We start from the raw sequence: 11,116 nt of genomic DNA, 5'->3' as shown, positions 1-11,116 counted from the left end.
TTCGCTCGTTCTTCAAGCATCCAAGTGTCGCCTATATTACTGACTTATGAGTAACTGAGGCCAGAGCCGCGGCCGTTGCCGTTGGGGCTGTCGAAGCGCAGGCCCCAGGGCGTTTTTTGCCAGGCGATGACTTCCTCGCGCAGCAGGTGTGCCGACTGCGGCCAGGCCTCGGTCCAGCCGGGGCGGAAGCCGAGCGTGAAGCCGCGTCCGGGCGCCGGGTCGGCGGCGATGGTGATCTGCGCCAGGTCGCGGTCCTGCCGCGCATGGCACAGGATCACCGCCAGCCGCAGCACCATCAGCTGGCTCATGAACGGCGCATCCCCAAAGCGCGCTTCCAGCTTGCGCAGCTTGCCGCGGTGGCCCAACACCAGGTGGCTGAGCCGGTTCAGTTCGTGCATCGAGAAGCCGGCCACGTCGGCGTTGTCGAGGATGTAGGCGCCGTGCTTGTGGTAGTCGGCGTGCGAGATGCGCGAGCCGATCTCGTGCAGGCGCGCGGCCCAGTCGATCTGGCGTGCCAGTTCCTGGTGCTGCTTCTTCTTCAGCGGCAGCCTGAGCTGGCCGAACAGGTGCAGCGCGGCACGCGAGATGCGCGCGCCCTGCGCCGGGTCGACGCTGAACTTGGCCGCCAGCGCCTCGATGGCGTCGGCGCGCACGTCGGTGGCTTGGTGCTGACGGTCCAGCATGTCGTGCAACGCGCCGTGGCGCAGCGCGCCGTAGGCGTACTGCAGCTGCTCGATGCCGAGCAGCTCGAACAACGCCCGCAGCACCGCCAGGCCGCCGCCGATCACCGCCTTGCGCTCTTCCTTGATGCCTTCGAGCTTGATGGCGTCGAAGCGGCCGGCCTTGATCAGCTTGTCGCGCAGCCAGTCGAGCCCTTCGCGCGTGACGATGTAGCGCGCCGGCGTGCGCCCGGCCAGCAGCAGCGTGTCGGCGATGGCACCGACGCTGCCCGAGCAGCCGTAGGCCACGTCCCACTGCCTGTGCCCGTGGGTCAGCGCGGCGTCGTCCAGCAGCGCCATGGCGGCTATCTCGGCGCGCTCGAAGTTGCGCGCCGACAGCACGCCGTCGGGGAAGTAGCGCATCGACCAGGCGACGCTGCCGACACGGTAGGACTCCATGGTCTGCGCCAGGTAGCCGCTGCCGACGATCAGCTCGGTCGAGCGCCCGCCGATGTCCAGCACCAGGCGCCGCTCGTCCGACTGCGGCAGCAGGTGCGCCACGCCCTGGTAGATCAGGCGTGCTTCCTCGCGGCCCGAGATGACGTCGATCGGGAAGCCCAGGATCTGCTGCGCCACGGTGAGGAATTCCTCCCGGTTGCGCGCCTCGCGCAGGGTCTGGGTGGCGACCGCGCGCACCTGGCTCGGCTTGAAGCCGGCCAGCCGCTCGGCGAAGCGCGCCAGGCAGTTCCAGCCGCGCTGCATGGCGTCCTGCGACAGCCGGCGGTCGGCGTCCAGGCCGCCGCCCTGGCGCACGGTTTCCTTGTAGTACTCCATGCGCTGCAGCTGGCCCAGTTCCAGGCGGGCGATCTCGAGGCGGAAGCTGTTGGAGCCCAGGTCGAGTGCGGCGAAGCGGTTGCCGGTGTGCATAAATCGTCAGGGGGAGGGAGCGAGAGGCGCCGCTGCCGCGGTGCCGCCGATTGTGGCGCATCCCGATGGCCGACTTTGCCCGGCGGAGCTGACAGCCAACTTCCGTGAAATCGCGCGCGGCCGCTGGGCGGGGCAGCCACTGCGCCGTGTGACGTCACATAAGTGTCACATTGGCTTAATACAGTCACTGGGTCTGCTTTAACCCACCCGCAAGGATTCCTCACATGAAACGTACCTTCCTGAAGGCGCTGGCTGTTACCGCGCTGGGCTCCTTCATCGGCACCGCCGCCTACGCCGCCGACATCACCGGCGCCGGCGCGTCCTTCCCGTACCCGATCTACGCCAAGTGGGCCGAGGGCTACAAGGCCGCCACCGGCACCGGCCTGAACTACCAGTCGATCGGCTCGTCGGGCGGCATCCGCCAGATCCGTGCCAAGACCGTCGCCTTCGGCGCCACCGATGCGCCGGTCAAGGGCGAGGACCTGGACAAGGACGGCATGGTGCAGTTCCCGGCCATCATCGGCGGCACCGTGCCGGTGATCAACGTCGAGGGCTTCAAGCCGGGCGAACTGCGCGTCACCGGTCCGGTCCTGGCCGAGATGTTCATGGGCACCATCGCCAAGTGGAACGACCCGAAGTTCGCCGCCCTGAACCCGGGCAAGAGCCTGCCTGACCAGGCCATCACCGTGGTGCACCGCGCCGACGGCTCCGGCACCACCTTCAACTGGACCGACTACCTGAGCGCGGTCAGCAAGGACTGGGCCGACAAGGTCGGCAAGGGCGCCGCCGTCAAGTGGCCGGCCGCGACCTCGGTCGGCGGCAAGGGCAACGAGGGCGTGGCCGCCAACGTCGGCCGCATCAAGGGCGCGCTGGGCTACGTCGAGTACGCCTACGCCAAGCGCAACAAGCTGACCCACCTGCAGGTGCAGAACAAGGCCGGCAAGTACGTCAACCCGACCGAGGAGGCCTTCGCTTCCGCCGCCGCCGGCGTGGACTGGTTCAGCGTGCCGGGCATGGGCGTGTCGATGGTCGACCCCACGGGTGACGCCTCCTGGCCGATCTCCACGGCCTCGTTCATCCTGATGTACAAGGATCCGGCCGACAAGGCGCAGTCCGCCGAGGTGCTGAAGTTCTTCGACTGGTCGTTCAAGAACGGCAAGAAGATGGCTTCCGAGCTCGACTACGTGGCCCTGCCCGACAGCCTGACCGAGCAGATCCGCTCCAAGGTCTGGTCGCAGATCGCCAAGTAAGCCTGCCTGGCAGCTTCGCTCCCAAGAAACGACCCGACAGCCCCGCACGGGGCCTGTTGGGTCGTTTTGTAACCAGCGACCCGATAATGACAGCGACGAGGACTGCATGAGCGTGGGAATGACAACCCTCAATGGCGTGCCGCCACCCCAGGAAGAGCAAACCGGCATCACATCGGCCAGCATGGCGGCGATCGCGCGCCGCCAGCGCTGGCAGGACGTGCTGTTCCATCGCGGCACGCAGGCGTTCTCGCTGCTGGTGCTGGCGGCGCTGGTGGGCATCATCGTCTCGCTGTTCTTGAACGCGTGGCCGACGTTCCAGAAGTTCGGCCTCAAGTTCCTGTGGACGGTGGAATGGGACATCATCAACGAGGAGTTCGGCGCCGCCATCGCCATCGTCGGCACCATCCTGAGTGCCGGCATCGCTCTCGTCATCGCCGTGCCGCTGGCCTTCGGCATCGCGCTGTTCCTGACCGAGAACTGCCCGGTCTGGATGCGCCGCCCGCTCGGCACCGCCATCGAATTGCTGGCTGCCGTGCCGTCGATCATCTACGGCATGTTCGGCCTGTTCGTGTTCGCGCCGATCTTCGCTGACTTCGTGCAGACGCCGCTGCAGCAGGTGCTGGGTGGCATGCCGCTCGTCGGCTGGATGTTCGGCGGCGCCGTCAACGGCATGGGCATCCTGGCCGCCGGCATCGTGCTGGCCTTCATGATCCTGCCTTACATCGCCGCCGTGATGCGCGACGTGTTCGAGATCGTGCCGCCGATCCTGCGCGAGTCGGCCTACGGCCTCGGCTGCACCACCTGGGAGGTGGTGCGCAAGGTGGTGCTGCCCTACACCCAGAAGGGCGTCATCGGTGGCATCATGCTGGGCCTCGGACGGGCGCTCGGCGAGACCATGGCCGTCACCTTCGTGATCGGCAACGCCAACCGCATGCCGACCTCGCTGTTCTCGCCCGGCACCTCGATCGCCTCCACGCTGGCCAACGAATTCGGCGAGGCCGCCGACCTGCACCTGTCGACGCTGTTCGCGATCGGCTTCCTGCTGTTCATCATCACCTTCATCGTGCTGGCGCTGGCCAAGATCATGATTCTGCGTGCCGAGCGCGCCAAGGGAACCTGAAGCCATGGCAGCCACCACTGCTCTCTACAAGAAGCGCCGCGCCACCAACCTGATCGGCCTGACGCTGTCGATGGCGGCCATGGCGCTGGGCCTGATCGTGCTGCTGTGGATCCTGTTCGTGCTGTTCGGCAAGGGCCTGGCGGCGATCGACTGGAACATCTTCACCCGCGACACGCCGGCGCCCGGATCCGAAGGCGGCGGCCTGCGTAACGCCATCATCGGCAGCCTGCTGATGCTGGGGCTGACGGTGCTGGTGTCGACCCCGGTCGGCATCCTGGCCGGGATCTACCTGGCCGAGTACGGCGACGAGAGCAGGACCGCCGAGGTCACGCGCTTCGTCACCGACATCATGCTGTCGGCGCCCTCGATCGTGCTGGGCCTGTTCGTCTACGCCATCCTGGTGGCGCCGATGGGCAACTTCTCCGGCTTCGCCGGCTCGCTGGCGCTGTCGCTGATCGCCATCCCGGTGGTGGTGCGCACCACCGAGAACATGCTGCGCCTGGTGCCGGGCAGCCTGCGCGAAGCTGCCGCCGCGCTCGGCGCGCCGCGCTGGAAGGTGGCGCTGATGATCACCCTGCGCGCGGCCAAGAGCGGCGTCATCACCGGTCTGCTGCTGGCGATCGCGCGCGTCTCGGGCGAGACCGCGCCGCTGCTGTTCACCGCGCTCAACAACCAGTTCTTCAGCACCGACATGAGCCAGCCGATGGCCAACCTGCCGGTGGTGATCTTCCAGTTCGCCATGAGCCCGTACGACAACTGGATCCGCCTGGCCTGGGGCGGCGCGCTGCTGATCACGCTGGCGGTGCTGGCCATCAACATCGTCGCGCGGGTGTTCTTCCGCGACAAGGCGGCGGGCCGCTGAATCCCGGCGCACCAGAAGACAGAAATCAAAGGATCACCATGGAAATCGCAACCCCGGTTCCTCAGGCCAGCAATCGCGGCGCCGCCAACGACATCAACCAGGAGCGCGTGGCGCTGCAGCTGCGCAACCTGGACTTCTTCTACGCCAACGGATTCCAGGGCCTGAAGAGCATCAACATGACGATCCCCGAGCGCAAGGTCACGGCCTTCATCGGGCCGTCCGGCTGCGGCAAGTCGACCCTGTTGCGCACGCTCAACCGCATGTACAGCCTGTACCCGGGCCAGCGCGCGGTCGGCGAGATCCTGTTCTACGGCAAGAACATCCTCGAGCCCAGCGTCGACGTCAACCTGCTGCGTGCCTCCATCGGCATGGTGTTCCAGAAGCCGACGCCGTTCCCGATGACGATCTACGAGAACATCGCCTTCGGCGTGCGCCTGTACGAGAACCTGAACAAGACCGACATGGACGAGCGCGTCGAGTGGGCGCTCGCCAAGGCCGCGCTGTGGAACGAGGTCAAGGACAAGCTGGGCCAGAACGGCCTGTCGCTGTCGGGCGGCCAGCAGCAGCGCCTGTGCATCGCGCGCAGCGTGGCGGTCAAGCCCTCGATCCTGCTGCTCGACGAACCGACCTCGGCGCTGGACCCGATCTCCACCGGCAAGGTGGAGGAGCTGGTGCACGAGCTCAAGCGCGACTACACCATCGCCATCGTCACCCACAACATGCAGCAGGCGGCACGCGTGAGCGACTACACCGCCTACATGTACCTGGGCGAGCTGATCGAGTTCGGCGCCACCGAGGAGCTGTTCTTCAAGCCCAAGCGCAAGGAGACCGAGGACTACATCACCGGGCGCTTCGGCTAACGCAGGATACGGAGACGACATGTACGAGAAACACCTGTCCACGCAGTTCGACAACGAGCTCAACAGCATCTCCTCCAAGCTGCTCGAGCTCGGCGGGCTGGTGGAAAGCCAGATCCGCCAGGCCATGTACGCGCTGGCGGAGTTCAGCGAGGAAGTGGCCGACCAGGTGGAGCAGGACGAGGAGCGCGTCAACATGCTCGAGCTGGAGATCGACCGCGAGCTGTCGACCATCATCGCGCGCCGGCAGCCGACCGCGATCGATTTGCGCCTGCTGCTGGCGATTTCCAAGACCACCACCAACCTGGAGCGGGTCGGCGACGAGGCGGCCAAGATCGCCCGCATGATCAAGCGCATCATCGCTTCCGGCAAGGCCCGCATGCTGCCGATCGGCGACCTGGGCCGCGGCGCCGACCTGGCGGCCGAGCAGCTGCGCCGGGCGCTCGACGCCTTCGCGCGCCTGTCGGCCGAGGACGCGATCGCCATCATCAAGGCCGACGACCAGATCGACCGCGAGTTCGAGGGCTTCGTGCGCAAGCTGATCACCTACATGGTGGAAGACCCGCGCACCATCACCGCCAGCCTCGACCTGCTGACGCTGGCCAAGGCGATCGAGCGCATCGGCGACCATGCCAAGAACATCGCCGAATTCATCATCTACATCGTCATGGGCGCCGACGTGCGCCACGCCACGATCGAGGAGAAGGAGGCTGCCGCGCGATGAGAACCATGCCACGCGTGCTGATCGTCGAGGACGAGGCACCGATCGCCGAGCTGATTGCCGTGAACCTGCGTCACAACGGTTTTCAGCCGACCTGGGCCATGGACAGCGAAACCGCGCAGCGCGAACTGGACGCCGTGCTGCCCGACGTCATCCTGCTGGACTGGATGCTGCCGGGCGAGAGCGGCCTGTCGCTGGCCAAGAAATGGCGCAAGGATCCGCGCACCAAGGACGTGCCGATCCTGATGCTGACCGCGCGCGGCGACGAGGCCGACCGCGTGGCCGGCCTCGACGCCGGCGCCGACGACTACATCACCAAGCCATTCTCCACCAAGGAGATGCTGGCGCGCATCCGCGCCGTGCTGCGCCGCCGCGCGCCCGAGCAGGTCGGCGGCTCGGTGGCGATCGGTGCCCTGCTGCTCGACGCCTCGACCTACCGCGTCTCCTTCGACGGCCAGCCGCTGAAGATGGGACCGACCGAGTTCAAGCTGCTGCACTACTTCATGAAGAATGCCGAGCGCGTGCACAGCCGCGGCCAGCTGCTCGACAAGGTGTGGGGCGACCACGTGTTCATCGAGGAGCGCACCGTGGACGTGCACGTCAAGCGCCTGCGCGAGGCGCTCGGTCCGGCGGCGGTGCTGATCGAGACCGTGCGCGGCGCCGGCTACCGCCTGACGGCGCAGCCGTTGAGCCAGTTGCAGGGCAGCAGCCAGGTCGCGACGCCGTCATGACATCCTGATATCGTCAGCGCCTGTCCGTTGGCTGGCGGCCTGGCATGCTGTTTCGTCTTTTCATCTTCGTGCTGATGCAGGCCGTGCTCGGCCTGCTCGGGTGGTTCTGGCTCGGCTGGGCCGGCGCGCTGCTGGGCGTGCTGGCGGCGTCGATCAGCCTGCTCGTGATCGATTCGCTGCGCGGCCACCGCTTCATCCGCTGGGCGCGCGAGCCGGATCTGTCGGCACCGCCGGCGCTGCGCGGCCTGTGGGGCGAGGCCGCGTACCGCGTCGCCCGCTCGCTGCGGCGTGAACAGCAGCGCGTGCGCGAAAGCGCGCAGCGGCTGGAGGACTTCCTGACCGCCATCCAGGCCTCGCCCAACGGGGTCGTCCTGCTCGATCCCGACGGGCGCATCGAGTGGTGCAACGACATCGCCGGGCGGCACTTCGGCATCGATCCGCGGCGCGATTTGCTGCAGCACATCGGCAACCTGGTGCGCGAGCCCGCCTTCACGGCCTATTACGCGGGACGCAACTACGAGCGCGAGGTCAGGCTGATCGGCCGTGCCAGCACGCGCGGGCATCCGGTCAAGCTGTCGGTGCAGCTGTATCCCTACGGCCATGGCCACAAGCTGCTGCTGTCGCGCGACATCACGGCGCTGGCGCAGGCCGATGCCATGCGGCGCGATTTCGTCGCCAACGTGTCGCACGAGATCCGCACGCCGCTGACGGTGCTGGCTGGCTTCGTCGAGACCATGCAGACACTGCCGCTGACCGAGGCCGAGCGCGCCAACTACCTGAACCTGATGGCGGGGCAGGCCGCGCGCATGCAGACCCTGGTAAATGACCTGTTGACGCTGTCGCGGCTGGAAGGCAGCCCGTTGCCGAGCACCAGCGACAGCGTCGACCTGGCGGCGCTCCTGGCCCAGTGCGAGGCCGAGGCAAGCGGCCTGTCGAACCTGCTGCACCCGGCCGACCAGCGCCCGCAGCGGCTGCGCTTCGGCGCGCCGCCGGACTTCGCTCTGGCGGGCGTGGCCAGCGAACTGCGCAGCGCGTTCTCCAACGTCATCAACAACGCGGTGCGCTACACGCCGGGCGGCGGCAGCATCGAGGTGAGCTGCGAGCGCCTGCCGGACGGGCGCGCGAGCGTCACGGTGAGCGACAGCGGCCCCGGCATCGCGCCCGAGCACCTGCCACGCCTGAGCGAGCGCTTCTACCGGGTCGATCGCAGCCGTTCGCGCGAGTCCGGCGGCACCGGCCTGGGCCTGGCGATCACCAAGCACGTGGTGCAGCGCCACGGCGGCGAACTGCAGGTCAGCAGCCAGCTCGGCAAGGGCACCCGTTTTGCCCTGGTGTTTCCGGCGCACCGGGTGCGCCCGCTGCCGGTAGCCGAGCGCGCAGCGGTGGCCTAAGGCGCGCCGATGCGCTTGTAGACCAGCAGGGTTTCGTTCTTGTCGGTCGGCCGCCGCACCTGACCGACTGGCGACCATTCGCTCAGCGTCACCGTCGCCGGCAGGCTGGCCTGGGCGTTGATGTCGACCAGCAGCCAGCGGCAGTTGGCCGGACCGCGCGCCGGCATCGGCGTCCAGCCGCCGTGAAAGCGCACCGCGGCCACCTGCGGCGCGCCGAGGCCGTGCACTTCGACGCAGGGCGTGTCGCCGATCAGTTGGCGCAGCTCGCGCATCTGCGGCGCGAAGCTGCGCCCGTAGTCGAGCGCCGGCAGCCACAGCGTCATCAGCAGCAGCCAGCACAAGGTGGTGCCGGCGGCCGGCAGCACCAGGCTCTTCCACAGCGCGGTGCGGTGGCGGCCGGTGCGCCAGCGCGCCAGCGCGACCCAGGCCAGCGTCGCCAGCCCGGCGGCGACGAAGGCCGGCCACTGGAACACCGGTTCGAACTCGGGTGCCAGCCGCGCCACGTTGGCGGCCGGCTTGGCCGGTACGCCAGTTTCCATCGCCACCCACACGACCCAGATCACGATCGCCCAGGCGGTGAAGAACAGCACCGTGAACCAGTCGATCAGCGAGGCCATGCTGCGCTTGAATGTCGGCAGCGCGAAGGCGGCCAGCGCCGCCAGCGCCGGCAGCGCCAGCAGCAGCGCGCGATCGCCGGCCAGGGTGGCGATGGTGGTAGCCAGCGGCACGCTGCCGATCGTCAGCGGCAGGCCGAGGTGGCGGTGCCGGCGCAGCCCGGTCAGCTGGCGCCGCCAGTGCCACAGCGTCCACAGCACCAGCGGCCAGACCGGCCAGCAGAACCACAGGAACAGGCTTGCCAGCGAGCGCCAGTCGTTCCATGTCGTGCGCCAGGGCGCGATCTGCCAGCGGATCAGGTCGGCGCCCCAGGCCAGCGCGGCGCTGGCCAGCGTGCCCGCGAGCAGCACCAGCAGGCCGCGCCGCCGCTCGGCCGGACCGAGGTGCGCCAGGCCGGGGGTCAGCAGCGCCGCCAGGCACAGTCCGCCATAGATCAGCGCCGTCACCGGGGCGCCCGACAGCGTCAGGCCGGGCAGCCCGGACAGCAGCGCCAGGGTCGAGCCGAGCGGCCGGAACGGGAATGCCGCCAGGCCGTAGAACACCAGCGTGCCGAAGAACAGCTGTGCCAGTGCCGGCGTGGTCTCGTGCGAGAACTGCGCCAGGCCCAGCGTGGCGACCAAGGCCAGCAGGCCGCCGTCGGCCAGTGCCCGCGCGTAGTCGATCGGACTGGCCTCGCCGCCGAAGGCAAAGGCCACCGGCTGGGCCGTCGGGTGGCGGGCCAGGTAATAGACCGCGTACCAGGCGGCGGCCAGCGTGCCGGCCAGCATCAGCATGAACGGGATGCGGGCGGCGAAGTCGGGTGCCACCCAGCCGGGCGCGAGTTGCATCGCCCAGGCGCCCAGCCAGTACGGCAGCAGTGCGCCGGTATCGGCCGGGATGCTCATCAGCGTCGGCTGCCACCAGTCCTGCCAGCGTGCGCTGCCGGCCAGCTCCAGCATGTAACCGAACGCGGCGATATCGGCGCTGCGCCAGGGTTCGCGGCCGACGTAGCCCGGCACCACATAGGCCAGGCACAGCAGCAGTAGCGCCCAGCGCGGCAGGCTGCGCACGGCATCCTGGGTGACGATGGCGGGGCTGGGTTGGCTGTTCAAGGCGTCCGGAGCATCAAAACGCAATGTCCAAAAGGCACAGGGCAGCGCGGTGACCCGTGCTGCCCTGTGGGAGCCAGTGACTGGCGCTGCGCGATTTTAGCGGGCGACCTTGCCGAAGCGGTTGCGGAACTTCTCGACCCGGCCACCCATGTTGTCGACCGACTTCTGGGTGCCGGTGTAGAACGGGTGCGACTCGCTGGAGGTGTCGAGCTTGAACAGCGGCAGCTCGCGGCCGTCGTCCATCTTCACGGTTTCCTTGGTGTTGACGCAGGAACGGGTGACGAACTTGAAGCCGTTGGACAGGTCCCGGAAGCAGACTTCGCGGTACTCGGGGTGAATGCCTTCACGCATGATGAAATCCTTTGGGTGGTGTCGGGAGCCGCGCCAGCCTCTCCGGCGTACTTTCCGCGGAACTGCGCATTATATGAGAGAAACGCCCTTTCCAGGCCGGGTTGGCAGAAATCAATAGACCGCGGAGCAGGCCATGCCAGCGAACGCCGTGGAAGGGCTTGGCCCGCCCACTGGTGTTGTCCCCCCTGCGAAGCAAAGGGGAGGAAGCCGCGTCAGCGGCTCAGGAGGGTCAGCCCCCCCTTCTCATCATGTCGAAGAACTCGACGTTGGTTTTGGTCGCCTTCATGCTCTTGATGACCATTTCCATCGCCTCGATCTCGTCCATGTTGTACATGAACTGGCGCAGGATGCGGGTCTTCTGCAGCACCTCGGGTGCCAGCAGCAGCTCCTCGCGGCGCGTGCCGCTGCGATTGAGCTGGATCGAGGGGAACACGCGCTTTTCGTACAGGCGCCGGTCCAGGTGGATCTCGGAGTTGCCGGTGCCCTTGAACTCCTCGAAGATCACCTCGTCCATGCGGCTGCCGGTGTCGATCAGCGCGGT

The 11,116-nt window shown here is 68.0% G+C and carries 10 protein-coding genes and 1 pseudogene; 7 read left to right on the top strand and 4 right to left on the bottom strand.

Annotation, left to right across the window (positions count from 1 at the left end; translation table 11 throughout):
- Positions 1-44: 44 nt before the first annotated feature.
- The gene (locus tag PK606_RS15295; protein ID WP_324565188.1) at positions 45-1,586 is read right to left on the bottom strand and encodes a Ppx/GppA phosphatase family protein; all 1,542 of its coding nucleotides are present in this window, start codon (positions 1,584-1,586) and stop codon (positions 45-47) included.
- A gap of 224 nt (positions 1,587-1,810) precedes the next feature.
- Here PK606_RS15295 and pstS point away from each other — a divergent pair, with 224 nt between their 5' ends.
- From pstS to phoR, 7 genes are all read left to right on the top strand, one after another.
- A complete protein-coding gene (gene pstS, locus PK606_RS15290) occupies positions 1,811-2,836 on the top strand; it encodes a phosphate ABC transporter substrate-binding protein PstS (RefSeq protein ID WP_324565187.1) in 1,026 nt (341 codons plus the stop codon).
- Positions 2,837-2,954: 118 nt separating this feature from the next.
- A complete protein-coding gene (gene pstC, locus PK606_RS15285; RefSeq protein WP_324565186.1) occupies positions 2,955-3,956 on the top strand; it encodes a phosphate ABC transporter permease subunit PstC in 1,002 nt (333 codons plus the stop codon).
- A gap of 4 nt (positions 3,957-3,960) precedes the next feature.
- Complete coding sequence (gene pstA / locus PK606_RS15280) at positions 3,961-4,818, top strand: phosphate ABC transporter permease PstA (RefSeq protein WP_324565184.1); 858 nt, start codon at positions 3,961-3,963, stop codon at positions 4,816-4,818.
- Positions 4,819-4,856: 38 nt separating this feature from the next.
- Positions 4,857-5,678, top strand: a complete 822-nt coding sequence (pstB, locus tag PK606_RS15275) for a phosphate ABC transporter ATP-binding protein PstB (RefSeq protein WP_324565183.1) — start codon at positions 4,857-4,859, stop codon at positions 5,676-5,678.
- 19 nt (positions 5,679-5,697) lie between these two features.
- Positions 5,698-6,399, top strand: a complete 702-nt coding sequence (gene phoU, locus PK606_RS15270; protein WP_324565181.1) for a phosphate signaling complex protein PhoU — start codon at positions 5,698-5,700, stop codon at positions 6,397-6,399.
- Complete coding sequence (phoB, locus tag PK606_RS15265) at positions 6,396-7,127, top strand: phosphate regulon transcriptional regulator PhoB (RefSeq protein ID WP_324565179.1); 732 nt, start codon at positions 6,396-6,398, stop codon at positions 7,125-7,127. Before phoU ends, phoB begins: the two co-directional genes overlap by 4 nt.
- 44 nt (positions 7,128-7,171) lie before the next feature.
- Positions 7,172-8,518, top strand: coding sequence for a phosphate regulon sensor histidine kinase PhoR (phoR, locus tag PK606_RS15260; protein WP_324565178.1), 1,347 nt, complete (start codon positions 7,172-7,174; stop codon positions 8,516-8,518).
- On the opposite strand, the gene PK606_RS15255 is transcribed toward phoR, so the two are convergent.
- The 3 genes and pseudogenes from PK606_RS15255 to rho all read right to left on the bottom strand — a co-directional run.
- Positions 8,515-10,224: a hypothetical protein gene (locus tag PK606_RS15255; RefSeq protein WP_324565177.1), complete on the bottom strand. Its 1,710-nt coding sequence runs from the start codon at positions 10,222-10,224 to the stop codon at positions 8,515-8,517. The genes phoR and PK606_RS15255 overlap by 4 nt on opposite strands.
- 96 nt (positions 10,225-10,320) lie before the next feature.
- A complete protein-coding gene (locus tag PK606_RS15250; protein ID WP_324565176.1) occupies positions 10,321-10,575 on the bottom strand; it encodes a type B 50S ribosomal protein L31 in 255 nt (84 codons plus the stop codon).
- A gap of 229 nt (positions 10,576-10,804) precedes the next feature.
- A pseudogene (rho, locus tag PK606_RS15245) lies at positions 10,805-11,116 on the bottom strand (transcription termination factor Rho); the annotation flags it as partial.

It is taken from the genome of Ottowia sp. (genome assembly GCF_035444425.1).
Classification (GTDB): Bacteria; Pseudomonadota; Gammaproteobacteria; order Burkholderiales; family Burkholderiaceae_C; genus Ottowia.
This window is presented reverse-complemented; position numbering and strand designations above follow the sequence as displayed.